The following is a 25,045-nucleotide window of genomic DNA, read 5'->3' as shown; positions in this document are numbered from 1 at the left end:
TTCAAACCTTTCGTGTGGCTCACCCCCGGGGGGGGGGTGGGGGGGCGCGGGGTTCCCCCCCGGGCCCCCCCCCCCCCCCGCCGCCACGCCAGGGACCACACGAAAGGCACACCCCCATGACACGGGTGCTGGTGGTGGAGGACGACCCGCAGCTCGTACGGGCCCTCGTGATCAACATGCAGGCCCGCCAGTACGGCGTCGACGCCGCCCCCGACGGCGCCACCGCGCTCCGGCTCGCGGCCGCACGGCAGCCGGACGTCGTGATGCTCGACCTCGGACTGCCCGACATGGACGGCGTCGACGTCATCAAGGCGCTGCGCGGCTGGACCCGGGTCCCGATCCTGGTGCTGTCGGCGCGGCAGGCCTCCGACGAGAAGGTCGCCGCCCTCGACGCGGGCGCCGACGACTACATCACCAAGCCGTTCAGCATGGACGAACTCCTCGCCCGGCTACGGGCCGCCGTCCGCCGCGTCGAGGACGTGCCGCTCGCCCCGGCGACCACCCTGGTCACCACCGACGACTTCACCATCGACCTGCTCGCCAAGAAGGCCACCCGCGCCGGAAACGACATCCGGCTCACCCCCACCGAGTGGCATCTGCTGGAGATCCTGGTCACCAACCCCGGCCGCCTGATCACGCAGAAGTACCTGCTGCAGGAGGTGTGGGGGGTGACCCAGAGCAACAAGACCAACTATCTCCGGGTCTACATGGCCCAGTTGCGCCGCAAGTTGGAGGGGGACCCGTCGAGCCCCCGTTATCTGATCACCGAGCCCGGCATGGGCTACCGCTTCGAAGGATGACATGGGACGCGGCAAGCTCCGGATCTACCTCGGCGCGGCACCGGGCGTCGGCAAGACGTACGCGATGCTGTCCGAGGCGCACCGCCGAACCGAGCGGGGCACCGACTGCGTGGTCGCCTTCGTGGAGCACCACAGCCGGCCGCGCACCGAGGTGATGCTGCACGGCCTGGAGGAGATCCCGCGCCGCGAACTCGCCTACCGGGACACGACGTTCACCGAGATGGACGTCGACGCGGTGCTCGCCCGCCACCCCGAAGTCGCCCTCGTCGACGAACTGCCGCACACCAACATCCCCGGCTCCCGCAACGCCAAGCGCTGGCAGGACATCGAGGAGCTGCTGGCGGCGGGCATCGACGTGATCTCGACCGTCAACATCCAACACCTGGAATCCCTGGGCGACATCGTCGAGTCCATCACCGGCGTACGGCAACAGGAGACCGTCCCGGACGAGGTCGTCCGCCGCGCCGACCAGATCGAACTCGTCGACATGTCACCACCCGCGCTACGACGCCGGATGGCTCACGGCAACATCTACAAACCGGACAAGGTCGACGCGGCCCTCTCCAACTACTTCCGCCCCGGAAACCTCACCGCCCTACGGGAGTTGGCACTGCTCTGGCTCGCCGACCGGGTCGACGCCTACCTCCAGGAGTACCGCAGCGAACACCGCGTCTCGGCGATCTGGGGCTCCCGCGAGCGGATAGTCGTCGGACTGACCGGCGGCCCCGAGGGACGCACCCTGATCCGCCGGGCCGCGCGCCTCGCCGAAAAGGGCGCGGGCGGCGAGGTGTTGGCGGTCTACATCTCCCGCAGCGACGGTCTGACCTCGGCCTCCCCGAAGGAACTGGCCCAACAGCGCACCCTCGTCGAGGACTTGGGCGGCACCTTCCACCACGTCGTCGGCGAGGACATCCCGGTGGCCCTGCTGGACTTCGCGCGCGGGGTCAACGCCACCCAGATCGTCCTCGGTGTCTCCCGCCGCAAGGGCTGGCAGTACGTCTTCGGACCCGGCGTCGGCTCGACGGTCGCCCGGGACTCGGGCCCCGATCTCGACGTCCACCTCATCACCCACGACGAGGCGGGCAAAGGACGCGGACTGCCCGTGAACCGGGGTACGCGGCTCGGGCGGGCCCGCATCGTCTGGGGCTGGCTGGCCGGAATCGCCGGACCACTGCTGCTGACCTGGCTGTTGAGCAGCGTCGCCCCCGAAGTCGGCCTGGCCAACGACATGTTGCTGTACCTGTCCCTGACCGTGGCGGCGGCCCTGCTCGGCGGACTCTTTCCCGCACTGGCCTCGGCGGCGGTCGGATCGCTGCTGCTGAACTGGTTCTTCACCCCGCCCGTGCACACGTTCACCATCGCCGACCCCAAGAACATCGTCGCCATCGCGATCTTCGTGGCCGTCGCCGTGTCGGTCGCATCGGTGGTCGACCTGGCCGCGAGGCGCACCCATCAAGCGGCCCGGTTGCGCGCCGAGTCCGAGATCCTCTCCTTCCTCGCGGGCAATGTGCTGCGCGGCGAGACCAGCCTGGAGGCACTCCTGGAACGGGTCCGGGAGACCTTCGGCATGGAGTCCGCCGCCCTGCTGGAGCGCGCGAGCGACGTCGAACCCTGGACCTGCGCGGGCAGCGTGGGCCCGCGCCCCTGCCAGAACCCCGAGGACGCGGACGTCGATGTACCGGTCGGCGACCACATGGCACTCGCCCTCTCCGGCCGGGTCCTGCCGGCCGAGGACCGCCGCGTCCTGGCCGCCTTCGCCGCACAGGCCGCCGTCGTACTGGACCGCCGCCGCCTTCGTGAAGAGGCCGACCAGGCACGCGCGTTGGCCGAGGGCAACCGCATCCGCACGGCACTGCTGGCGGCCGTGAGCCACGACCTGCGCACGCCCCTCGCCGGCATCAAGGCGGCGGTCTCCTCGCTCCGTTCCGAGGACGTCGCCTGGTCGGACGAGGACCAGGCGGAGTTGCTGGCGGGCATCGAGGACGGCGCCGACCGCCTCGACAACCTCGTCGGGAACCTCCTCGACATGTCCCGCCTCCAGACCGGCACGGTCACCCCGATCATCCGCGAGGCGGACCTCGACGAGGTGATCCCGATGGCGCTGGGCGGAGTCCCCGAGGACAGCGTCGAACTCGACATCCCCGAAAGCCTGCCGATGGTCCCCGTCGACAAGGGCCTGCTGGAACGCGCCGTCGCCAACATCGTCGAGAACGCGGTCAAGTACAGCCCGGAGCGAACTCCCGTACTGGTCAAGGCGAGTGCCATCGCCGACCGCGTCGAGATCCGGGTGGTCGACCGTGGCCCCGGCGTCCCCGGCGAGGCCAAGAACCGCATCTTCGAACCCTTCCAGCGCTACGGCGACGCCCCGCGCGGCGCCGGAGTGGGCCTCGGCCTCGCGGTCGCACGCGGCTTCACCGAGGCCCTCGGCGGCACGCTGAGCGCCGAGGACACCCCGGGCGGCGGCCTCACGATGGTCCTCAGCCTCCACCTCGCCCCCGCACCCACCCTTGCCCCCGTCGAAGGTTCCACCTACAGTCCGGCTCCGTAATGTTCGTCAATCGGCCCGAAACTTTCGAACACGGGCCGGACGGAGGGGCGGAGACACATGCGGACCTACGGCAACCCGGTCATCGGCGGCTTCCATCCCGACCCCAGCGTGTGCCGGGTCGGCGAGGACTACTACCTCGTGTGCTCCAGCTTCGAGTACTTCCCCGGGGTCCCGCTCTTCCATAGCCGGGACCTGGTCCACTGGCGCCAACTCGGCAACGTCCTTGACCGGCCAAGCCAGTTGGACCTTCCGGACGACACCCCCGCCTCGGCCGGCATCTACGCCCCGACCCTCCGCCACCACGACGGCCGCTTCTACCTGATCACCACCGAGGTGAGCGGAAAGGGCAACTTCATCGTCACCGCCGACCGGCCCGAGGGCCCCTGGTCGGACCCGGTGCTCGTCGACGTGCCCGGCATCGACCCCGACCTGGCCTGGGACGAGGACGGCAACTGCTGGTGCGCCGTCGCCGGGGTGAAGGTGGCCCGCATCGACCCGACGACCGGCAAGGTCCTGGAGGGCCTGCTCCCGATCTGGTCCGGCACCGGACTCCAGCACCCGGAGGCCCCGCACCTCTACCGCGTCGGCGACTGGTGGTACCTGCTGCTCGCCGAGGGCGGCACCGCGCACGGCCACAGCGTCTCGATCGCCCGCGCCCGCTCCCCCCGCGGCCCCTACGAACCGTCCCCCGCCAACCCGATCCTCTCCCACCGCAGCACCGACCTCCCGATCCAGAGCACCGGCCACGCCGACCTGGTCACCGCCCCCGACGGCACCTGGTGGATGGTGCTCCTCGGTACCCGGCCCCGGGGCTGGTTCCCCGGCTTCCACGTGCTGGGCCGGGAGACCTTCCTGACTCCGGTGGAGTGGGTGGACGGCTGGCCCCTGGTCGGCCCGGTACAGGAACAGCACCCGGCTCCGGCTGCCTGGCACCCCCTCGAACTCCCGCCGGTACGCGACGACTTCGACGCCCCGACCCTCGCCTTCTCCTGGATCTCCCCGCGCAGCAGGCCGGACGACAACTGGTCGCTGACCCGCCGTCCGGGATGGCTGACGCTGACCGCGACGGGCGCCGGCCTCGACGAACCGGGCCACACCTTCATCGGCCGCCGGCAACAGCACCCCGACTGCCGCGCGTCGGTCCGGATCGACCCCGGGTCCGGCCGCGCCGGCCTCTCCGTCCGCATGGACGAGGCCCATCACTACGACATCGAGGTCGCCGGGGGAGTAGCGAGTGTGGTCGCACGGATCGGTCCCGTACGGCAGCGCGTAGCCGAGCACCCGGTGGAGCCGGGGCCGGTCACCCTTGCCGTCGACATCAGCACGGCAGACGTCGGTTCGCGCGCCCCCGACACCCTCACCTTCTCCGTGGAGGGTCCCGAAGGCGCCGTAGAACTGGCCGAGTTGGACGGGCGCTATCTCTCCACCCAGGTCGCCGGGGGCTTCACGGGGCGGGTGATCGGCATGTACGTCACCGAGGGCGAGGCGGCCTTCGACTGGTTCGACTACGAACGGCCGTAGCACATCTTTCTGGATTGACTCCGAAAGTTTCGACCCTCACCAGCACGGGCGCCACCTCACGTACCGCTCACCTACGGACAGGAGTCGCACCATGCCCAGAAACAGACTGAGACTCGCGGGCGCCCTCGCCGCCGTCCTCATCGCGGCGGGCATCGCCACCGGCCCGCCCGCCCAGGCCCACGAGAATCCGCGCACTCTCGCCCAACTCGCCGAGCGCCACGGCCGTTACTTCGGCAGTGCCACCGACAACCCCGAGCTGACCGACACCGCGTACACGAAGCTCCTCGGCAGCGAGTTCGACATGATCACCCCGGGCAACGGCATGAAGTGGTACGCCACCGAGCCCCGACAGGGCGTCTTCGACTGGACGAACGGCGACCAGATCGTGAACCTCGCCCGCGCGAGCCACCAGCGGGTCCGCGCCCACACCCTGGTCTGGCACAGCCAGTTGCCCGACTGGCTCACGTCCGGCACCTGGACGGCGGACGAGCTGAGGGCCGTACTGAAGAAGCACATCACCGCCGAGGTACGGCACTACCGCGGCAAGGTCTACTCCTGGGACGTCGTCAACGAGGCGCTCAACGAGGACGGCACCTACCGCGACACCATCTGGTACCGGACGCTCGGCCCCGGCTACATCGCCGACGCCCTGCGCTGTGCCCACCAGGCCGACCCGCACGCGAAGTTGTACCTCAACGACTACAACATCGAGGCGACCGGCCCGAAGAGCGACGCCTACTACGCCCTCGCGAAGCAACTCAAGGCCCAGCACGTGCCGCTCGACGGCATCGGCCTCCAGGCGCACCTGGCGCTCCAGTACGGCTATCCGGCGACGCTGGAGGACAACCTCCGCCGCTTCTCCCGCCTCGATCTCGACACCGCGCTCACCGAGGTCGACGTACGGATGCAACTCCCGGCGACCGACGCCAAGTTGACCGAGCAGGCGACCTGGTACCGGGACCTGACCGGGGCGTGCCTCGCGGTGCGCGGGTGTGCCGGGGTGACCATCTGGGATTACACGGACAGGTATTCGTGGATTCCGGCGTTCTTCCCGGGGGAGGGAGCGGCACTTCCGTGGGACGAGCAGCTGAATGCGAAACCGGCTTATTACGCGCTCCGTGAGGCGCTGCGATAACAGCCGACTACGGGGAGTGAACAACCCCGGATATGCGTCGGGGCCGGTGCGCACCGAGTATGTGCGGCCGGCCCCTCATGTTCTTGCAGTGCACAGCGACGGGCGGCGCGGCGGAACCGCCCGTGGTGGTGCTCAGGCGGCCGTCACCACCTGGCGGTGCGGGGCGATGATCTGGCCGTCGGGCAGGAGCTCACCGGTGTCCTCGAACAGGAGAACGCCGTTGCACAGCAGGCTCCAGCCCTGTTCCGGGTGGTGCGCCATGAGGCGGGCGGATTCCCGGTCGGCGGATTCGGCTGTGGGACACGGTGGCTGGTGCTTGCACATTGGTGGGATCTCTCGCTCTGTTGTGGTCATGTCCGTCCCCCGTGGTGTTGAGTCGGTCCGAACCCAGTGTTGCCCCATGGACGTCAATCCGCAGGGATTTAGCAGCACCGCTTCTCACAGGTTGATGACGCATCACCCGCGCGGACGGTTCATCCCAATTCCCGGCTCGTACGAGCTTTTTCCTGCTCGTACGAGCGTAACGAGCGTAAAAGGGCCGGAAACGCGATCGTACCCCGCTGCCGGGAATTCGGCGGCGGGGTACGGGGGTGACGGCGGGGGAATGTCAGGCGGGAGAACCGAGCAGCGGCGCGGGAGTCACCCGATGGGTCAGCACCGGCAGCAAGTCGGCGACCCGGTGCGGCCGGTGGGCCGCGATGCCGGGTGGTGCCGGGGCCAGCGGGACCAGTAGATCGGTCGCGGCGGGGTGGCCGTCGGCGCCGTCCGCGGTGAGGTCGCCGTGCAGCCAGAGCGTGAGCATGTAGAGGCCGGGCACGGAGAGGAGGCGCGGTTGGTAGGCGCCCTTCATGTTCTCGGCCTGGCGCAGCGCCCGCTCGGTGGAGGCGATGTAGGGACCCTCGAAGAAGTGCGAGAACGCCCAGCCGTCGGGGGTCAGCATCGTCTCCGCCGCGGCGACCGCGCGGTCACCGCAGCGGATCAGGAAACGCCACCCGGCCAGCCGGGTGACGGCCGTCCCGTCCGCGGACACACGGTCCAACACATGCAGGGGCAAAGGGAGTTCGGGGGTTGCCGGTCCCTGGGCCGCGCGCAGGGACGGGGTTCGGGCCTCGCGGACTGCGGTGGGGGAACCGAGTGCCGTGAGAACGGAGCGCAGGGCGGGCGCGGGAGCCGGGGGGACATGCAGCGGCATGGTGGGTCGCCTCTCATTCGACAGGCACTGGTGGCACGAGGGCGGGGCGGGGGCGGACGGCGCTGTCAGCTCTCGGGGTCAGGGAGGCCGGGGCCGGGTTCTGTGCACATGGGTACGGCCTGCCGCACGTCACCTCGACGGCAGGTTCCAGGACCGGGGCGCCAACCTTCTGCCTTGTTCGCGCAGTTTATACGACACGGGTTCAGGTGATGTTTCGTCTAACCGTTTCCCGTATGAACAACAAGGACCTATTCGGCCAGCGATTCACGGGAATCATCCCGGTTCCGAACGGGCCCCGCGGCGATGACCTCGGGATATGTCACCGATGGGGTCGGCCAATTCTCGTCGGCGTTTTTCACGAGGTCTTCATTGTGCGGGAACTGCTCGCTGCCGCATGCCTCGTGAATGTGCCGCGGGTCACGTTCGACCAGAGTAGCGGGTGCCGGGCCGGTCCGGGACGTTATCGATCGCCAGGGCTGGGCATCATCCTTCCTGACCCGGGGACGAGGAGGTGACGCTTCGATGGGTGAGAAGGTCGTGGCAGGGCCGTTCGAGCTGGCCGACCGCCAGCGCTACCGCGACAAGCTGCGGCGCTGCCTGACGGGGCTGGAGCGGCTGCTGGCCGAGAAGCGGTTCGACCGACCCAAGAACCTCATGGGGCTGGAGATCGAACTGAACCTCGTCGGCTCCGACGGCATGCCGAAAATGTTGAATGGAGAGGTGCTTGAACGCATCGCGAGCCGAGATTTCCAAACAGAACTCGCCATGTTCAATCTGGAAGTCAACATTGCCCCACACCGATTGGAGGGCCGGGTATTCGACCGGCTCGCCGAGGAGATCCGTACCTCACTGGCATATGCTCATCGGAAAGCGGGTGAGGTCGACGCCGGAATACTGATGATCGGCATTCTGCCGACGCTCGACCGGGACGACCTGGTCTCCTCGAACCTCTCCGCGGTCGACCGGTACACCCTGCTCAACGACCAGATCGTGGCCGCCCGCGGCGAGGACTTCGTCCTCGACATCGACGGCGTCGAGCACCTCACCTGCACCTCGGGCTCCATCGCGCCCGAAGCCGCTTGCACCTCCGTGCAGTTGCACCTCCAGGTCACCCCGGACCGTTTCGCCGACGTGTGGAACGCGGCCCAGGCCGTGGCCGCCGCGCAGGTCGCCGTGGGCGCCAACTCGCCCTTCCTGTTCGGCCGTGAGCTGTGGTGCGAGTCCCGGCCCCCGCTGTTCCAGCAGGCCACCGACACCCGCCCGCCCGAACTCCAGGCCCAGGGCGTCCGCCCCCGCACGTGGTTCGGCGAGCGCTGGGTCACTTCGGCGTACGACCTCTTCGAGGAGAACCTGCGCTACTTCCCGGCCCTGCTCCCGATCCACGACGACGAGGAACCCCTCGACGTCCTCGACGCGGGCGGCATCCCCACCCTCGCCGAACTCGTCCTGCACAACGGCACGGTGTACCGCTGGAACCGCCCGGTCTACGGCATCGCCGACGGCGTCCCGCACCTGCGCGTCGAGAACCGCGTCCTGCCCGCGGGCCCCACCGTCACCGACGTCATCGCCAACACCGCGTTCTACTACGGCGTCGTCCGCGCCCTCGCCGAGGAGTCGCGGCCGGTGTGGACCCGGCTGCCCTTCGAGGCCGCCGCCGCCAACTTCGACACCGCGTGCCGCCACGGCATCGACGCCCGCCTGCTCTGGCCCCGGCGCGGACGCCTCGGCGGCACCACCGAGATCGACGCGGTGGCCCTCGTACGCGACGAACTGCTGCCGCTCGCGGAGGCCGGCCTGGACGCGTGGGGGGTCGAACCGGCCGACCGGGACTTGTACTTGGGCGTCATCGACGAGCGCTGCCGGCGCCGGGCCAACGGCGCGACCTGGCAGGCCGCCACCTTCCACCGCGCCCTGGAACAGGGCCTCAGCAGGGAGGCCGCGCTGGCCGCCACGACCCGCCGCTACAGCGAGTTGATGCACCTCGGGGAGCCGGTCCACACGTGGCCGGTGGGGTTGCCGGAGCCGGTGCGGCTGGGGTGAGCTGTGGTGTGAACTACGGTTGCCTCAGCCCGCGTTGGTGGATGCGCCCTTCGCGCCCGCCGCCACGATGGCCTGGAGGATCACCGACTGGATCTGGGCCGGGTCGGTCACCTCGTGGCCCGAGCCGCCGGTCGCCTCGGCGATCTGCCGGGCCTCCTCCTTGTCGGCCTCCGGACCCACCGCGATCATGATGAGCGGCACCGGCCGTTCAGGGCTGGCGAGTTGCTGCAACTGCTTGATGAGCGTGGAGCGGGAGATGCTGCCCGGGTCCTGGTTGACGCCGTCGGTGAGAATGACCAGCGCGTTGAACTTCCCCTTCACATAGGAGGACGTGGCCGCCTTGTACGCGGCGAGTGTGGTGTCGTAGAGCCCCGTCGCCCCGTTCCGCACCGGCTTCAGCGAGCCGAACGCCGCTGACAGAGCGTCCCGTTGGGTGCCGTCGCCCTTGCGGTCGCCGAGCCGCTCGGTCGGCACCAGGACGCGGTAGTCCTTGTCGCCGTCGAGCTTCGTGGAGAACTCCCACAGCCCGATCTCGTCCTCGGGCGTGAACGTGGCCAGCGCCTGCAACAGCGAGCCCTTGGTGACGTCCATCCGCGACTGCCCGGTCCCCGGCACCGTCTCCGCCATCGAGGCGGACGCGTCGACGACCGTGGTGATCCGCGCGCTCTGCACCGTGATCGTCCAGGTGCCCAGGGCCTCTTGGAGCGCCGCGTCGGAGGCGGGTTCGGCCGCCGCCACGGCGTACGGCTGCGGACTGGTGCCACCGGCCTTGGCGATCACGGCCTTCGGCGCGGCGTCGTCATCCGTGCGGAAGCCGTACTTCTCCATCAGCTTCTGCTGCGCGGGCTGGCTCAGATAGGTCATGAACCGGATCGCGGCCCGGCTCTCGTCCGTCGTCAGCCGCTCCTGGTCGACCAGGTTGTACGGATAGTCGAGCCGAGGCGAGCCGTCCTTCGGATAGAACAGGTCGAGACTCCCGTCGCCGTCGGCCGACGCGTTGTACGCGAACGCCGACTGCTCGCTGAGGACCAGCGCCTGGTTGCGCTTCGGATTGCCCTGCTCGGTGCCGGACGAGTTGCGCGGCAGGGTGTCCAGGACCTGGCTGTCGGTGTCCGAGATCCGCTGCGACAACGTCTTCATCATCGCCGCCGCCTGCGTGGCCCCGCCCTTGACCTTCGCTGCGGCCGTACTCAGCTGCGTGAGCGCCAGCAGCCCGGTCGCGCTGCGCGCCGGGTCGGCCGCCCCCAGCCGGAGCGAGTCGTCCTGGAGAGTGGCACCGGCCAGGTCCAGCCAGCTGTACGTCTTCTGCGGCCACCCCAGCGACTTCGCGGCGGCCGGGACCATCGCCACACCGACCGGCGTGGAGGCCACGTTGCCCGCGGGCGTCACCTCCGTGGCGTTGCTGTCGGCGGCCGACGAGACCTCGTTCACCCACAGCTCCGAGTCGGGCACCCACACCTGTACGTCCGGGTGCTTGCCCGCCTTGAGCGTGTCCGCGAACTTGTACGACTCCTCGGCGGTCACCGAGATGTTCAGGCACTGCCCGTCGGACGTGATGTTCGCGTCGCGCGCCTGTCCGGCCACCGCGCGCAGGGCGGGAGTCATGTCGGGGGAGGCGGCGAGTTTCAGCCGTACGGCGTTCTTCCGGCAGGAGGAACCGAAGGAGAGCAACCCGCTCTGCACCGCTACGGCGGTACCGCCGGCGACGGTCAGCACGAGGACCGTGGCGATGGCCACCGTACGGCGGCGCGCGCGAGGACGGGGGTCGCTGCCGCCCGCCCCGTACTGATCGGGCAAGCTGTGACGTCCCATGACGGTGGTGCCCCTCCCTGTTGAACCTCGTGCCGGTATGCGGCCGTATGGCAGACATGGGGGAGGTTCGCCCCGTACGGCGTCCGTCCCCCCAACGGCCTGTCGCGCACGATCTTCGTAAGTTCTTTCGAGACCCTAGCGGGGCGAAGATGGGCATGAGGCGGGATTTCCGAACTGAAGGCAGGTGTGCAGGTGGAGGCAGGGCAGGTGGCCGAATCTTTTCCGCTGGAGCGGCCCACGCGGCGGATTCTGCGGTCCGAGGCACTGCTCGTTCTGGGGCTTTCGCTCGGTGCGAGTGGAGTGTCCGCCCTGATCAGCTTTGTCGGATCGGTCACGAAACCGGGAGGTCTCAAGGACCAGGCGGCCACCCTCAACGCCTCGGCCGCACCGGGCCGTCCCTGGCTGGATCTCGCCTGGCAGCTGTTCGGGATCGCGTCGGCGCTCGTCCCCGTCGCACTCGTCGCGCACTTCCTCCTGCGGGAGGGCGAGAGCCTGCGCACGATCGGCTTCGACCGCACCCGCCGCTGGCCCGACCTGGGGCGCGGGGCGGGCATCGCGGCGGTCATCGGCAGCACCGGAATCGCCTTCTACCTGGCGGCCCGCGGCCTCGGTTTCAACCTCACGGTGGTACCGGAGGCGCTCCCCGACGTCTGGTGGAAGTACCCCGTCCTGATCCTCTCCGCGATGCAGAACGCGATCCTCGAAGAGGTGATCGTCGTCGGCTATCTGCTGCGCAGGCTCGGCCAGTTGGGCTGGACGCCGGGCACCGCGCTGGTGGCCAGTTCCGTACTGCGCGGTAGCTACCACCTCTACCAGGGCATCGGCGGCTTCATCGGCAACATGGTGATGGGCGTGGTGTTCGTGTACCTGTACCGGCGTTGGGGCCGTGTGGGTCCCCTGGTGGTGGCGCATTCCCTGCTCGACATCGGGGCGTTCGTCGGCTACGCGCTGCTGGCGGGGAAGGTGGGCTGGCTGCCCACGGCGTAACTCCTGTGCGGGACAGGCCTCTTGAGGCTCAGGCGAGCAGCTCGCCGTCGATGACCGTGACCGCGCGTCCGGTCAACAGGGTCCGGTCGCCGCGGAGTTCGGTACGGACGCGCCCGGAGCGTGGCGAGGCCTGCAGTCCGGTCAGGACCGTGCCCCCGAGGCGCTCGGACCAGTAGGGAGCCAGCGCCGTGTGCGCGCTGCCGGTGACCGGGTCCTCGTCGATCCCGATGTTCGGGAAGAAACAGCGGGACACGAAGTCGTAGCCCCGGCTGGGGTCTTCGGCCCGCGCGGTGGCGATGATGCCGCGCTCGGAGGCGGCGGCGAGGGCCTTGAGATCCGGCGCGAGTCCTACGACGGTCTTCTCGTCGGCGAGTTCGACGACGAGGTCGCCGATGTCCGGGCCGGTGTCGAACGCGGTGAGCGGCTCGGCCCCCAGCGCCTGGGCGAGGCCGTCCGGGATCTCGACGGGGGTGAGCGGGGCGGTCGGGAAGTCGAGCGTGATCGACCCGTCGTCGGCCGGCGTGGCGACGAGCACCCCGCTCCGCGTGGCGAACCGCACGGTGCCTTCGTGGGCGCCGGTGGTGTGCAGCACATGGGCGGCGGCGAGGGTCGCGTGCCCGCACATCGCGACCTCGGTCACCGGCGTGAACCACCGCAACGCCCAGTCGGCGTCCCCGCCTTCGGGCAGCCGGTGCCCGAACGCCGTCTCCGCGTGGTTCACCTCCGACGCGACCTTCTGCAGCCGGTCGTCCGCCGGGAAGGCGTCGAGGAGCAGCACCCCGGCCGGGTTACCGGCGAAGGGACGGTCGGTGAAGGCGTCGACGATTCGAATCCGCATGCCCTGACGCTAGAGGCATTTTGGACCCTCAGGCCAAGGCCAATTCGGGGGGACTGGACCGATTCGGGGGCGGGGGTGCGAAGTGCGGGGTGCCGTCGGCGAATTGGAGGTGGCGATGACGGTGGTTGGTGAACGGGTGCCACCGGCGCACCAGCACAGCGGGCCGCTACGACGGCGTGGTGCGTTCCGGTTTCCGGGCCAGGAAGGTGGCGTGCGTCCGCTTCGCTCCCTCGGCCGGCTCCTGGACCAGGCGGGCGGTGAGCGTGAGTCCGGCCTGTGTCAGCAGTTCGGCGATCCGGTCCGGTGGGAGCAGGTGGGACTCGTAGGACACGGGGTGGCCGCCGTACGCCTGTGTCGGGTGCAGGAGTTGGTCGTCTCCTACGTGGCCGGCCAGCATCAGTTGGCCCCCGGGTGCGAGTGTGCGGTGGAACTCGGCGAAGACGACGGGCAGTTGGTCGGGCGGCGTGTGGTGCGTGGAGTAGTGGGCGAGGATGCCGCCCAACTCGTCGTCCCCGATCGGCGGTGCGGTCATCGAGCCCACGGTGAAGGTCAGGTTCGGGTGGGCGCGGCGGGCCAGTTCGACCATCCTCGGGGAGAGGTCGATGCCGAGGACGGGCACCCCGAGGTCCGCCAGATACGCCGTGATCCTGCCGGGCCCGCATCCCAGATCTGCCACCGGCCCGAGGCCGGCCACCCGCACGGTCTCGGCGAACGCGGCCAGCGTCGCGCGTGACAGCGGGTCCAACTCGGCGGGTTCCTTGACGAGTCGGACGTAGTCGGATGCGACGGTGTCGTACGACTCCCGGATCGCGGCGAGATAGGAAGGCGGCTGCTCGGTCACGCCGGTGACTGTAGGGGAGGACCTCGGTCCCCTTCGAATCCCGTTGGTGCTGTTGTCGGTGAGGGGCGGCGGGCGATGGTCTCTGTCGCGGCCTACGATCGGCGCGACATCACTCCGTCGACTCCAGAATGCGGTCGAGTGTCCGGCGCCCCATGCTGCTCATCGTCGGATTGCTCTCGACGTAGTACCAGACAACGCCCATCGCCTGTTGGAACGCCCATGCCTTGCCGCGCTCCCACTCCAGATCGTCACAGACCAGTGCCCGCCTGAGCACTTCCCGCGGGCCTGGCCGCAACAGGTGCCAGGCGCTGACCAGATCCAGCGCGGGGTCGGCCGGCCCGAAGCCGCCGGTGTCGAGTACGCCGCTGAGCCGGTCTCCCGCGACCAGTACATTGCCGGGAATCAAGTCACCATGGCTCATCACGTCGGCACCCGTGCGTGGCACCTCCCGAAAGTGGCTCCACGCCTGGCGCAGCCGGGGCACGTCGAGCAGCCCCTTGCTCTCCTCGAAGCACTTCGCCATCCAATCGTCGTGGTGAGCGAGAACGCCGCCACGACCCTCGCCGCTGAAGAGCCGCCCCCGCGTCTCGGCCTCCCGGAGGGCCGCGATGAAGGCCGCGAGGTCCTCGGCGAAAGCGTCCGACCCACTCGGGTCGGCATCAGAGGCGACCTTTCCCGGCAGCCATGTCTGGACCGACCACGGCATGGGGTAACCCGCTCCAGGCTTTCCCAGGGCGACGGGTTCCGGGGCGGGGAACCGGGACACCTGTGCCAGCTCCGCGCTCGCCTGGGCTTCCTGTTCCAGAACCGCCAGCGCCTCGGCGGCATCGGCCAGACGCAGTGGGAAACGCGCTGAGAGGTCGTTCCCGATGCGGAAGATGGCGTTGACCGTCCCGGTCGACGAGACGAGTCGGATCGCCTCGCCGCTCCACCGAGGGAACTGTTCCTGGATCAAGGCCGCAACGATTTCGGTGGTCACGTCCACTTGGTCGTCGTGCATGGTCATCTCTCGCAAGCTCTTCCACCAGTCCAATGCGAAACGTCGGAAGCAGACCGGATCAACCGAGACGACAGCCAGTATTCACACGTCAGGGCCCAGACCAACTGAGATTTCTCACCGGATCACTTGAGACGGGACAGAGGCGTCGATGGCAGAGGGTTGTCATCCGAACAGTTCCGATATATCGTTGACGCATCGCGACAGATCAACGATGGAATGGAGTGATTGTGATGCGTACCCACGGATACGAGCGTGGACATGGACAGGACGGCCCCTCCCGGCGCGGCCGGGGTGGCCCTGACGGGCGGCGTGGGGCTTTCGGACCCTTCGGGCCCGGTGGACCGGGTGGTCCCGGCGGCCCCGGCTTCGGACCGGGCTTCGGTCCCGGCCCCTGGGGCGGACGAGGGCGCGGCGGCCCGCGGGGCGGCAGGGCGCGGCGCGGCGACGTGCGCGCGTCGATCCTCGCCCTCCTCAAGGACCGGTCGATGCACGGCTACGAGATGATCCAGGAGATCGCCGAGCGCAGCGGCGGCGCGTGGAAGCCGAGCCCCGGCTCGGTCTACCCCACCCTGCAACTGCTGGAGGACGAGGGCCTGATCGTCAGTGAGTCGGAGGGCGGCAAGAAGCTGTTCGCCCTCACCGAGGCCGGCCGTACAGCGGCCGAAGAGGGCCCGGACGCCCCCTGGGAAGAGGCTTCCCGAGGGGTCGACTGGGAGGCTCTCAGTGAGATCCGCCAGGCCGGCTTCGGTCTGATGGAGGCCTTCGGCCAGGTCTGGAAGACCGGCAGCAAGGAGCAGCGCGAGAAGGCGCTGACCGTCATCAACGACGCCCGCAAGAAGCTGTACCTGATTCTGGCCGACGAGGACTGATGTCCTCGGGGTCGGAAGAGGTGGCAGGTCAAGGCGCCTCACGGAACTTCCGTGGGGCGCCTTCCCTGTGCGCGTTCCCGTTCCTGCGGTGCCCCGGCGCGTTCCTCAGGCCACCAGCCCGGCCAGTTTGCGCAGCGACTCGTTCAGGGCAGCCGTACCCGAGTCCTTCAGTTTGCCCGCCATCAACGACACCGCCGCCCCCGTGAACTCGCCGTCGATGCGGACCGTCGTGGCGTCGCCGTCGGGTGTGAGCGTGTAGCGCGTGGCGACGTTCACGGCCATCGGGCCCTTGCCGCGGATGGCGAAGACCCGGGCCGGATCCAACTCCTCGATGGTCCACTCGACTTCGGCCGGGAAGCCCATCAGCTTCATGTTCTCCTGGAAGGTCCCGCCCACTGCGAGGACTTCCGGGCCGCCCTTGGGGAAGTTGGTGTGGGTCGCGTTCCACTCGCCGTACGCGGACCAGTCCGTGAGTTGAGTCCACACCTTCTCGGCCGGAGCCTCGATGCGTGCCTCCGCGCTGATTTCGGCCATGCGACCACCTCTTCGTATCGGGCTACGGTGTCGCGGAACGTAGCCGCAGGGCGCGCAACATTCAATACTGATGAACCGTCAGAAATTGTGTACGTGGCCCGAGTTGCGCGGTTCAGCTCACCCGTCGTATGACGGCCGCGTCGAACAGGTCCCACGCGCGTGGGTGGGCGCTCTCGTCGTGGCAGTGCCACGCGTCCCAGAACAGGTCGGCGAGCAGTGCGTCCTCCGGGGCGTACACCCGGTACACGTACTGCCTGCCGTCAACCGCCGGCAATGCCACCAGCCAGCACCTGCTCTCCACGTTCGCGAAAGACGTACGCCGGGTGCAGCGCGGTTGCGCACGGGGCGCGCGGCAGGGAGGCGCGCGCCTCTCGGGGTCGCGGCGCGTGATCTCATCCGTAAGGAGGAGATTCCGTCGGCCCGGGTCCACTCTGCGTGGGACGCCGAAATGCTTCCCTCCGGGGATGCCCTCGATGCAGGGGACTGATGGGGTAAGAGTGTGCAACCCCGTATCCCCAGGCAGTCGGCCCGCGAGCAAGGAATCCACCGCGCGGACAACGATGCCAGGCTCAGTGCAGAGCTGGCAGCGGTGGTCGCCGGTGCCCGCCGCCGGGCCCTGCGGGACGGGGACCGGCAGATCGACACGGCCCACCTGCTGCACAGCCTCCTGGAGTCGGACCCCGAGGCACGCGCCGTCTTCGGCGACGGCCCGCAGATCGCCCGACTCCTCGGCTACCTCGTGCAACGCAGCATCGGCTACGGCCTCCGCTGGCAGGGCACGGTCGAGGACTCCGGCGCGATCCCCGTGATCCCCGCGGCGGAAGGCTGGTCGCCCCTGGCCGCGGACGCCCTGGAATACGCCTGCGAGCGCGCCGAACACCGCGACGGCGACCTGGCCGGCGGCATCGACCTCCTCGCTGCGATCGTCGCGGACCCCGAGTCCCGCGCGGTCGAGGTCCTCCACCGCGCGGGCATCGATTCCCCCGAGGTGCTGGTCTGGATCGAGGGCCGCCCAGGGGAGTACGTCGGGGGCGCCGAGACGGGTTGCTGAGCGGACCGGCGGTGTGTGGGCAGGGTTCCGGTCGGGATGACGTGCTGGGGGTCCACGCCCTGAGACAGGAGTCAACAGGGGTGACGCTCATGTCATCCCCTGTCATCATGTGCCCGTGCATACGTCTGAGAGCAGTGCGGTCGGAGGGGGCAGTGGCAAGGGCGTCGGGCTGGGTCTGGCGCTCGGGTCCGCGTTGGCCTTCGGGGGATCCGGGGTCGCGGCGAAGCCGCTGATCGAGGCCGGGCTCGACCCGCTGCACGTGGTGTGGCTGCGCGTGGCCGGCGCGGCCCTCGTGATGCTGCCCCTCGCCGTACGGCACCGCGCGCTCGTGTACCGCCGCCCCGCGCTGCTCCTCGGGTTCGGGCTGCTCGCCGTGGCCGGAGTCCAGGCCTGCTACTTCGCCGCGATCTCCCGCATACCCGTCGGGGTCGCCCTCCTCGTGGAGTACCTCGCACCCGCTCTCGTGCTCGGCTGGGTGCGGTTCGTGCAGCGGCGTCCGGTCACCCGTGCCGCCGCGCTCGGGGTGGTCCTCGCGGCCGGCGGACTCGCCTGCGTCGTCGAGGTGTGGGCGGGCCTGAGCTTCGATGCCGTGGGACTGCTGCTCGCGCTCGGTGCCGCCTGCTGTCAGGTCGGCTATTTCGTCCTGTCCGACCAGGGCAGCGACGCCGGCGCCGAGGCCCCCGACCCGCTCGGCGTGATCGCGTACGGCCTGCTCGTCGGCGCCCTAGTGCTGACCGCCGTGGCCCGCCCGTGGACCATGGACTGGTCGATCCTCAAGGGCGACGCCGACATGAACGGCACCCCGGTCCCGGCCGCCCTCCTGCTCGCCTGGATCGTGCTGATCGCCACGGTCCTGGCGTACGTCACCGGAGTCGTCTCCGTCCGCCGCCTCTCCCCCCAGGTCGCGGGTGTCGTGGCCTGCCTCGAAGCGGTCATCGCGACCGTCCTGGCCTGGGTCCTGCTCGGCGAACACCTCTCCGCACCGCAGATCGTCGGAGGAGCGGTGGTCCTGCTGGGCGCCTTCATCGCGCAGTCCTCGGCACCCACGAAGGGCTCCGAGGAACCGGTGGCCAGCGGCGGCCCCGAAAGGGAGTTGTCCCGCCGCGGAACGGCCGCCTGAGCGTCGTAGGACCGGCCGTCCGAGCGTCGTAGGACCGGGTGTCCGAGCGTTGTACGAGCGGGTGTCCGCCGCCCTGCGACCGGACGGGTGGCACACGGTTCGCCGCTGGGTGAACCGGTCCGCAGCGTTGCCGAAGTCAGCTCGGCCGCCGACGGGCCTGCCTCATCTCGCGGTCGACGGCCCAGGCGTCGGCGACCGGACCGATGTGGCCGAGCTTGTCGGGATTGATCACCGCGCGGATGGACTGGATCTGTCCGTCCAGCACGTCGAGGGCCAGGGTGTGGAGCACCCTGCCGTCACGGTCGCGGAAGATCGCGCCGGGCTGGCCGTTGAGCTCGTGCGGCTCGAACGACACGTCGATCCGGATCAGCCAGGGGAAGACCGTGCCCAGCACCCGGGCCACGTTCTGCGCACCCACGACCGCCTTCGCCAGCTGCGGTGCCTTTCCTCCGCCGTCCCCGACGAACTGCACATCGGCGGCGAGCAGTTCCCGCAGCCCGCCCACATCGCCGTCCTTCAGCGCGGCGAAGAACCGCGTCGCCAGCTCCTGCCGCTCCTGACGATCCGCTTCGAACCGGGGCCGCCCGGCCTCCATGTGCCGCCGTGCCCGCACCAGCAGCTGTCGGCACGCCGCCTCCGAACGCCCCACCGCCGTGGCGATCTCGTCGAACCCGAAGGCGAACACCTCGCGCAGCACGAACACCGCCCGCTCCAGCGGACTGAGCCGCTCCAGCACCAGCAGCGCCGCCATCGAGACCGAGTCGGCCAGCTCCATCGACTGGGCAGGATCCTGATACGGATCGCTCAGCAGCGGCTCGGGGAACCACGGGCCGACGTACTCCTCCCGCCGTACCCGCGCGGAACGCAGCACGTCGATCGCGATCCGGGTCACCACGGCCGAGAGGTAGGACTTGGTCGACGTGGGCAGGGTCGCCGTGCCGTCGAACCGCAGCCAGGTCTCCTGCACCGCGTCCTCGGCCTCGCCCACGCTGCCCAGAATCCGATAGGCGATCGAGAACAGCAGCGGCCGCAGCTCCTCGAACTCCTCGACCTTGCTCACGCCGAATCCCCCTCCCTCGGCCGGAGCCGTGTCCCGTGCCGATACCCGTGTGTGGTTCAGCCGAACAGTCCGGGCTCGTAGTCGCCGGCGCACGGCTGCCGGGTGATGACGTTCAACCGGTTCACCGAGTTCATGAAGGAGACCAGGATGACCAGGGTGGTGAGCTGTTCCTCGTCGTAGTGCTTGGCGGCGTGCGCCCACACGTCGTCGCTCACCCCACCGGCCCCGTCGGCGACCCGGGTGCCCTCCTCCGCCAGCTCCAGCGCGGCCCGTTCGGCCTCGGTGAAGACGGTGGCCTCGCGCCACGCCGCGACCAGGTTCAGCCGCACCGTGGTCTCGCCCGCCGCGGCGGCCTCCTTGGTGTGCATGTCGACGCAGACGGCGCAGCCGTTGATCTGGCTCACGCGCAGTGCCACCAGCTCCTGCGTCACGGTCGGCAGCGGCGAACCCTTGAGCGTCCTGCCCACCGACATGAACTGCTTGGCGGCCTTACTGGCGATCGGGCTGGCGAGGTAGTTCAGTCGCGCTTCCATGGCGTGCTCCTCCGCGTGGTGTTCATCGGCTACACCCCCGAGACGAGGTGGCCCGGCCTCCTGTGACATGAGCGAAAGTGACCTGCGTCTCCCGGCCGTCGGCCCTTAGGCCGGCCGCTATGCACGCGAACGCACTCGTTCTTCCGCCGCCCGCCGCCTGAGGCGGGCTCTCCGGAATCCACGCCCGGCACCGCCGGGCGGAACGGTGCTGCCCGCAGAGAAGTCCACGGACCCCGCCGACAGGGGCTCCTCGTCGCACTTCTGCACCTCTGCGGAGACCACTCGTGTCGAACACCGCTCTCGGCCTGCCCGTCGGGCGAGGCCTGCTCTACCTGACCATCGCCGGAGTCACCTGGGGCACCGCGGGCGCGGCCGCCTCCCTGGTCTACCGGGCCAGTGGCCTCGGCCCCCTCGCCCTGTCCTTCCGGCGCTGCGCGGCCGGTTTCGTCGTGCTGCTCGCCGTCCGCCGCGTTCGACGGTCGCGGGTCCGCCCCGCCGCCGTATCGGAACCACTCGGCCGCAAGGCCCTGCGGACCGTGACGACCGGCCTCGGGCCGGCCGTCTTCCAGACGGCCTACTTCGCGGCCGTCGAGGCCACCGGGCTGGCCGTGGCGACCGTCGTCGCGCTCGGCGCAGGACCCGTCCTCGTCGCGCTCGTAGCCCGGCTGACCTTGAGGGAGCCGCTCGGTGTCGGCGGCACGGTCGCCGTGGGCGGGGCGCTCACCGGGCTCGCGGTCCTGTCCCTGGGCCAGGCCGCGACCGTACGTCCGTCGGGCGTCCTGCTCGCGCTCGTCTCGGCGGCCGGCGGCTCGGCCATGACCCTGCTGACCCGACGACGGGGACGCGACGGCGGAACCGACGCATCCGCCACGGCCGTCCGGACGTTCGCCGTCACCAGCCTGTGCCTGCTGCCGTTCGCCCTGGCCGAGGGGCTGGTACCGCACACCGCCCAGCCGGGCCGGGTGCTGTGGCTCCTCGCGTGCATCGCGACGGTCCCGACAGCCCTCGCCTACGCGCTCTACTTCGCGGCCGCGGCCGTCGTACGGTCCGCCACCGTCTCCGTGATCACGCTCCTCGAACCGGTGAGCGCGGCCGTCCTCGCCGTCGTCCTGCTCGGCGAACCGCTGACCCCCACGACACTGGCCGGCACCCTGCTGATGCTCGCCTCGGTCGCGGGACTCGCGGTGACGGAGGCGCGCGGGGCGGTGGCCGACGAACAAGGCCTAGTGTGACGGGAGTTCCGTTCCTCAGCCCTCGCGCCGCCGCCGCAGCAAGTGCTCCCGAGCCACCGCGACCCGAGGACCGCCCCGCTCCACGAGCCCCGCCGCGATACGGTCCTGGACCTCGGCCGACCGCTTGCCCGCGTACTTGAACTTCGCGCGTACGCCGGTCACTTCGAGCCGCACCACCCGGATACCGGACAGCAGCCGTCCGTACGGCGCCTCGCTCGCCGTGACGGTCGAGGAGCCGCCCTCGGGCTGGAAGTGGTCGACCTGGTGGTTGAGCAGGGGCGCCATCTCGGCGGGGTCGTCCACCAGGCGGGCGGTACAACGGAGTTGGACCGCCGCGTAGAAGCTGGTCGGTACACCGTGCTCGGCCGGGCCGTCCGGTTCCGCCTGCCAGGGGCCGGGGACGTAGACGTAGTCGTCGACGACGCTCAGGACCACCTGCGGGGCTGCCTCCAGCGCGCGCAACAGGGGGTTGGGGCGGGCGAGATGGGTGATCGCCTCGCCGCGCTCGGGGTCGTAGGCGAAGTGGAGGGGCTGGACGAACGGGGATTCGCCGGAAGGGCCGTTGACGGCCAGCTGGCCGAAGTCGTGGGCGGCGAGCCAGTGTTGCCACTCCGTGTCGTCCTGGGGTGCGTCCCAGGGGTGGATGAGCATTACAACGCCGCCAGATAGGAGGGGAGTTCGGTGCCCGGGGCCAGGTCGTCGTTCGGGAGCGGGGCCCCGTAGGCGGGCTGGAGGGGGAGCACGCCGGCCCAGTGGGGGAGGTCCAGGTCCTCGGGGTCGTCGTTCGCGCCGCCGGTGCGGAGCTTCGCGGAGACCTCGTCGAGGTCGAGGCGGATCACCATCGTGGCGGCGAGTTCCTTCTTGTTCGCGGGCCGCGAGTCCGCCGACCGGCCCGGCACGACATGGTCGACCAGCGCGTCCAGCGCCGTCCGCTTCTCCTCGGGGTCCGTCACCTGGTGGGCGATGCCGTGCACCACCACGGAGCGGTAGTTGATCGAGTGGTGGAACGCGGAACGGGCCAGCACCAGGCCGTCGACGTGCGTGACCGTCAGGCACACCGGCAGCCCCGGATCGGCCTGACCCGTCATCCGCAGCGGGCGCGCGCCCGTCGACCCGTGCACGTACAGCCGCTCGCCGACCCGCCCGTACAGCGTCGGCAGCACGACCGGCACGCCGTCGCGCACGAACCCGAGGTGGCAGACGTAGGCGTCGTCGAGTATCGCGTGGACGAGGTCCTTGTCGTACGACGCCCGGTCCGCGGAGCGCGTGGGGACGGTCCGGTCGGTCGGCGTGTAGGCGGCGGGCTGCGACGTCGGCTGCGAGGTGGTCCCCTGCATGGTGCTCTCCATTGGTGTGTTCGCTGTCCGGGGCGTGGCGCCTGGTTGCCATTAATATTGCACTAGTGCATAGTGTGCTTTGTGCTAGAAGGATATCGGATCGAAGGGCGACGCGCAGCAGACATCGCGGCGGACGTCGAGCGTGCGGTGGGTTCGGGAGAGCTGGAGCCCGGGCAACTGCTGCCGCCCATGCGGGAGTTGGCGGTCGAGCTGGGGGTGAACCCGAATACGGTCGCGGCCGCGTACCGGACGCTGCGGGAGCGCGGGGTCATCGAGACCGCCGGGCGCCGGGGCAGCCGGGTGCGCCCCAAACCGGCCACGACCGGGCGCGAGCACATCCGGGTGGACGTACCGGCGGGGGTGCGCGACGTGTCCCACGGCAACCCGGATCCGGCGCAACTGCCCTCCCTGGCAGGGGCGTTCACCTTCGCCGCCGAGCAGTCCGACCGGGAACCGGTCATGTACGGCGACGACCCGGTCGAGCCGGAACTGGCACGCATCGCCCGGGCCGAGTTGGACGCGGACGGGGTACCGGCCGGCACCGTGGCCGTCACCTCCGGCTCCCTGGACGCCATCGAACGCGTCCTGACCGCCCACCTGAAGCCCGGGGACACCGTCGCCGTGGAGGACCCTGGGTGGGGCAGCCTGCTCGACCTCGTGCCGGCGCTCGGGCTGCGCGTGACCCCCGTCCGCGTCGACGACGAGGGGCCGCTCCCCGACGATGTGTGCGCCGCGCTGGAGTCCGGCGCGCGGGCCCTGATCGTCACCGACCGGGCGCAGAACCCCACCGGAGCCGTGGTGAGCGCCACGCGTGCGCGTGCGCTGCGTTCCGCGCTCCGCCGCCACCCGGAGACCCTGCTGATCGAGGACGACCACGGCCACGGCATCGTCGACCAGCCCCTGCACCCCCTGGCCGGCACCACCCGCACCTGGGCCTTCGTCCGCTCGGTCGCCAAGGCCTACGGCCCGGATCTACGGCTCGCCGTGCTCACCGGCGACGCCGTCACCCTCGACCGCGTCCGCGGCCGCCAACGGCTGGGACCGGGCTGGGTCAGCCGCATCGCCCAGCGGGCCGTGGCCCGGCTGTGGGCCGACGGCGCCGTGGACACGCCGGCGGTGGCGTCCGCGTACGGTGCCCGCCGCGACGCGCTGATCGCCGCCCTCGCCGAACGCGGGGTCGCGGCGTACGGCACCAGCGGCCTCAACGTGTGGATCCCGGTACCGGACGAGACCGGCGCGGTCTCCCGCCTCCTCCACGCCGGCTGGGCCGTGGCCCCGGGCGCGCGCTTCCGCCTGAGCGCACCCCCGGGTATCCGCATCACCGTCTCGACGCTGACGGCCGACGAGACCGGACCGCTCGCGGAGGCGATCGCTTCCGCCAGCGGCCCGGCACCGGTTCGCGGCTACGTCTGACGCTGGTCTGCTGGCGCGTCGGGGACGAGGCGCATACGCGTCGGCCGGGCTGCGGCCCTTGCCGCTCGCTGCCGCCCGCTTCCGCCTGAGCGCGCCCCCAGGGGGCCGACGCCGGTTCGCGGCTGCGTCTGAGGCTTCGCGGGCACCTACGTCCCCTCGCCCGCCCTGCGTCAGCTACCGCTTCCCTCTCGGCCGCACCTGCGTGAGCGCCGCCCCCGCCAGCACGATCACCGCCCCGACCGGCGTCGACCAGGTCAACGACTCGCCCAGGATCGCGACGCCCGCCGACGTGGCGATGACCGGGATGAAGTACGTGACCATCTGCGCGGTGGTGGGGCCGACTTCGGCGACCAGGCCGTACTGGAGGAGGACGGCGAGCCCCGTGCCCAGGGCCCCCAGCGCGGCGACCGCCAGCAGCGGGAGGACCGGGAAGCGGGCCGGCACGGAGGTGAACAGCGGGGTGATGACGGCCAGTTGGAGCGTGGCCAGCAGCAACTGGGCGCCCGTCAGCGAGAGATGCGACCCACCGGTGCCCGCCAGTGTGCGGCGGACGTGGATCCAGCCGATCGGATAGCTGAGCGAGGCCAGCAGAGCCAGCGCCGTGCCCGTGGCGTCCAGGCCGCTGAAGCCCTGCCAGGCGCCCAGGACCGTCAGGACGCCCAGGAAGCCCAGGCCCAGGCCGGCCACGCGGACGCGGGTCGGGCGGTCCTCGGAGAGGGCGACCAGGGACAGGGCCATGCCCCACAGCGGCGAGGTCGCGTTGCAGATGCCCGCGAGCGTCGACGGGATCGTCAGCTCCGCGTAGGCGAAGAGGGAGAACGGCAGGGCGTTGAGCAAGAACGCGGCAACCGCCAGGTGCGCCCACGTGCGCGCGCCGCGCGGCAGCCGCTCGCGCTTCACCGCCATCGCCGCCGCGAGCACCGCCGTCCCGAACAGCAGCCGCCCGAACGTGACTTGGAAGGGCGCGTAGCCGTGTGTGCCCACCTTGATGAGCAGGAAGCTGAAGCCCCAGATCAGGGAGAGCGCCCCGAAGCGCAGCCGCCAGTCGAGCGCGCGGCGGGGGAGGGGAGTGGCGGTGTCCCGGGCCTGCTTCCGGGTGGCGGCGGTGGTCGCGGCGGTGCTCATGAGTACCAAGATCCCGGCCCTGACCTCGTAGCACAAGCGAGTTTTCGCGCCGGTTAT

General features: G+C 70.5%; 24 protein-coding genes. 11 read left to right on the top strand and 13 right to left on the bottom strand.

Translation table 11 applies throughout. The annotated features are described in order from the left end of the window. The first annotated feature begins 116 nt into the window (after positions 1 to 116). The 4 genes from ACFWP5_RS25615 (at position 117) to ACFWP5_RS25600 (ending at position 6,004) form a co-directional block, all read left to right on the top strand. On the top strand, positions 117 to 800 hold the full coding sequence (locus ACFWP5_RS25615) for a response regulator (protein WP_384160940.1): 684 nt from the start codon (positions 117 to 119) through the stop codon (positions 798 to 800). A 1-nt stretch (position 801) separates the two neighbouring features. Then, positions 802 to 3,348, top strand: coding sequence for a DUF4118 domain-containing protein (locus ACFWP5_RS25610; RefSeq protein WP_384160938.1), 2,547 nt, complete (start codon positions 802 to 804; stop codon positions 3,346 to 3,348). A 57-nt stretch (positions 3,349 to 3,405) separates the two neighbouring features. After that, complete coding sequence (locus ACFWP5_RS25605; RefSeq protein WP_384160935.1) at positions 3,406 to 4,869, top strand: glycoside hydrolase family 43 protein; 1,464 nt, start codon at positions 3,406 to 3,408, stop codon at positions 4,867 to 4,869. A 91-nt stretch (positions 4,870 to 4,960) separates the two neighbouring features. Beyond that, on the top strand, positions 4,961 to 6,004 hold the full coding sequence (locus ACFWP5_RS25600; protein ID WP_384160932.1) for an endo-1,4-beta-xylanase: 1,044 nt from the start codon (positions 4,961 to 4,963) through the stop codon (positions 6,002 to 6,004). A 132-nt stretch (positions 6,005 to 6,136) separates the two neighbouring features. On the opposite strand, the gene ACFWP5_RS25595 is transcribed toward ACFWP5_RS25600, so the two are convergent. Both ACFWP5_RS25595 and ACFWP5_RS25590 read right to left on the bottom strand, forming a co-directional pair. Beyond that, positions 6,137 to 6,328: a DUF5999 family protein gene (locus tag ACFWP5_RS25595; protein WP_033283380.1), complete on the bottom strand. Its 192-nt coding sequence runs from the start codon at positions 6,326 to 6,328 to the stop codon at positions 6,137 to 6,139. Between the two features lie 283 nt (positions 6,329 to 6,611). Beyond that, complete coding sequence (locus tag ACFWP5_RS25590) at positions 6,612 to 7,196, bottom strand: hypothetical protein (protein WP_384160929.1); 585 nt, start codon at positions 7,194 to 7,196, stop codon at positions 6,612 to 6,614. 522 nt (positions 7,197 to 7,718) lie between these two features. Here ACFWP5_RS25590 and ACFWP5_RS25585 point away from each other — a divergent pair. After that, on the top strand, positions 7,719 to 9,236 hold the full coding sequence (locus ACFWP5_RS25585; protein WP_384160926.1) for a glutamate-cysteine ligase family protein: 1,518 nt from the start codon (positions 7,719 to 7,721) through the stop codon (positions 9,234 to 9,236). A 24-nt stretch (positions 9,237 to 9,260) separates the two neighbouring features. Here ACFWP5_RS25585 and ACFWP5_RS25580 read toward each other — a convergent pair whose 3' ends face one another. Next, positions 9,261 to 11,048, bottom strand: a complete 1,788-nt coding sequence (locus tag ACFWP5_RS25580; protein WP_384160923.1) for a substrate-binding and VWA domain-containing protein — start codon at positions 11,046 to 11,048, stop codon at positions 9,261 to 9,263. A gap of 186 nt (positions 11,049 to 11,234) precedes the next feature. Between ACFWP5_RS25580 and ACFWP5_RS25575 the strand changes: the two genes are divergently transcribed. After that, positions 11,235 to 12,035, top strand: a complete 801-nt coding sequence (locus tag ACFWP5_RS25575; RefSeq protein ID WP_384160920.1) for a CPBP family intramembrane glutamic endopeptidase — start codon at positions 11,235 to 11,237, stop codon at positions 12,033 to 12,035. Positions 12,036 to 12,063: 28 nt separating this feature from the next. Here ACFWP5_RS25575 and ACFWP5_RS25570 read toward each other — a convergent pair whose 3' ends face one another. The 3 genes from ACFWP5_RS25570 to ACFWP5_RS25560 form a co-directional block, all read right to left on the bottom strand. After that, positions 12,064 to 12,873, bottom strand: a complete 810-nt coding sequence (locus ACFWP5_RS25570) for a PhzF family phenazine biosynthesis protein (protein WP_384160918.1) — start codon at positions 12,871 to 12,873, stop codon at positions 12,064 to 12,066. Between the two features lie 166 nt (positions 12,874 to 13,039). Further along, complete coding sequence (locus ACFWP5_RS25565) at positions 13,040 to 13,714, bottom strand: class I SAM-dependent methyltransferase (protein ID WP_384160915.1); 675 nt, start codon at positions 13,712 to 13,714, stop codon at positions 13,040 to 13,042. Positions 13,715 to 13,823: 109 nt separating this feature from the next. Continuing rightward, entirely contained in the window at positions 13,824 to 14,720 is an 897-nt protein-coding gene (locus ACFWP5_RS25560) for an aminoglycoside phosphotransferase family protein (RefSeq protein ID WP_384160913.1), read from the bottom strand. Positions 14,721 to 14,944: 224 nt separating this feature from the next. Between ACFWP5_RS25560 and ACFWP5_RS25555 the strand changes: the two genes are divergently transcribed. Further along, positions 14,945 to 15,583: a PadR family transcriptional regulator gene (locus ACFWP5_RS25555; protein ID WP_384160910.1), complete on the top strand. Its 639-nt coding sequence runs from the start codon at positions 14,945 to 14,947 to the stop codon at positions 15,581 to 15,583. Between the two features lie 105 nt (positions 15,584 to 15,688). Here the strand turns inward: ACFWP5_RS25555 and ACFWP5_RS25550 are convergent, their stop codons facing one another. Both ACFWP5_RS25550 and ACFWP5_RS25545 read right to left on the bottom strand, forming a co-directional pair. Beyond that, positions 15,689 to 16,117, bottom strand: coding sequence for an SRPBCC family protein (locus ACFWP5_RS25550; RefSeq protein ID WP_384160907.1), 429 nt, complete (start codon positions 16,115 to 16,117; stop codon positions 15,689 to 15,691). Between the two features lie 112 nt (positions 16,118 to 16,229). After that, the gene (locus ACFWP5_RS25545) at positions 16,230 to 16,397 is read right to left on the bottom strand and encodes a hypothetical protein (protein WP_106971117.1); all 168 of its coding nucleotides are present in this window, start codon (positions 16,395 to 16,397) and stop codon (positions 16,230 to 16,232) included. A gap of 219 nt (positions 16,398 to 16,616) precedes the next feature. Here ACFWP5_RS25545 and ACFWP5_RS25540 point away from each other — a divergent pair, with 219 nt between their 5' ends. Together ACFWP5_RS25540 and ACFWP5_RS25535 are read left to right on the top strand one after the other, a co-directional pair. Further along, entirely contained in the window at positions 16,617 to 17,168 is a 552-nt protein-coding gene (locus tag ACFWP5_RS25540; RefSeq protein WP_384160904.1) for a Clp protease N-terminal domain-containing protein, read from the top strand. Between the two features lie 109 nt (positions 17,169 to 17,277). Further along, positions 17,278 to 18,288 carry a DMT family transporter gene (locus ACFWP5_RS25535; protein ID WP_384160902.1) on the top strand — a complete coding sequence of 337 codons (1,011 nt, stop codon included), beginning with the start codon at positions 17,278 to 17,280 and terminating at the stop codon, positions 18,286 to 18,288. A gap of 136 nt (positions 18,289 to 18,424) precedes the next feature. Here ACFWP5_RS25535 and ACFWP5_RS25530 read toward each other — a convergent pair whose 3' ends face one another. Then, positions 18,425 to 19,348 carry an RNA polymerase sigma-70 factor gene (locus ACFWP5_RS25530; protein WP_384160899.1) on the bottom strand — a complete coding sequence of 308 codons (924 nt, stop codon included), beginning with the start codon at positions 19,346 to 19,348 and terminating at the stop codon, positions 18,425 to 18,427. Positions 19,349 to 19,404: 56 nt separating this feature from the next. Then, positions 19,405 to 19,881, bottom strand: coding sequence for a carboxymuconolactone decarboxylase family protein (locus ACFWP5_RS25525; protein WP_384160896.1), 477 nt, complete (start codon positions 19,879 to 19,881; stop codon positions 19,405 to 19,407). 284 nt (positions 19,882 to 20,165) lie between these two features. On the opposite strand from ACFWP5_RS25525, the gene ACFWP5_RS25520 reads away from it, so the two are divergent. Next, positions 20,166 to 21,113 (top strand): DMT family transporter, encoded by a 948-nt coding sequence (locus tag ACFWP5_RS25520; protein ID WP_384160893.1) that lies wholly within the window; start codon positions 20,166 to 20,168, stop codon positions 21,111 to 21,113. A gap of 15 nt (positions 21,114 to 21,128) precedes the next feature. Here ACFWP5_RS25520 and ACFWP5_RS25515 read toward each other — a convergent pair whose 3' ends face one another. Both ACFWP5_RS25515 and ACFWP5_RS25510 read right to left on the bottom strand, forming a co-directional pair. Beyond that, a complete protein-coding gene (locus ACFWP5_RS25515) occupies positions 21,129 to 21,764 on the bottom strand; it encodes an FMN-binding negative transcriptional regulator (RefSeq protein WP_384160890.1) in 636 nt (211 codons plus the stop codon). Next, positions 21,764 to 22,450: a pyridoxamine 5'-phosphate oxidase family protein gene (locus ACFWP5_RS25510; protein ID WP_384160887.1), complete on the bottom strand. Its 687-nt coding sequence runs from the start codon at positions 22,448 to 22,450 to the stop codon at positions 21,764 to 21,766. The genes ACFWP5_RS25515 and ACFWP5_RS25510 overlap by 1 nt, the downstream gene beginning before the upstream one ends. Positions 22,451 to 22,531: 81 nt before the next feature. Here ACFWP5_RS25510 and ACFWP5_RS25505 point away from each other — a divergent pair, with 81 nt between their 5' ends. Beyond that, on the top strand, positions 22,532 to 23,863 hold the full coding sequence (locus ACFWP5_RS25505; protein ID WP_384160885.1) for an aminotransferase class I/II-fold pyridoxal phosphate-dependent enzyme: 1,332 nt from the start codon (positions 22,532 to 22,534) through the stop codon (positions 23,861 to 23,863). Between the two features lie 174 nt (positions 23,864 to 24,037). On the opposite strand, the gene ACFWP5_RS25500 is transcribed toward ACFWP5_RS25505, so the two are convergent. Further along, positions 24,038 to 24,988, bottom strand: a complete 951-nt coding sequence (locus ACFWP5_RS25500) for a DMT family transporter (protein ID WP_384160882.1) — start codon at positions 24,986 to 24,988, stop codon at positions 24,038 to 24,040. Positions 24,989 to 25,045 lie beyond the last annotated feature (57 nt).

Source organism: Streptomyces sp. NPDC058469 (genome assembly GCF_042721125.1).
GTDB lineage: Bacteria > Actinomycetota > Actinomycetes > Streptomycetales > Streptomycetaceae > Streptomyces.
Note: the sequence above shows the minus strand (reverse complement) of the source record. Positions and strands in the feature narration are given on the sequence as shown.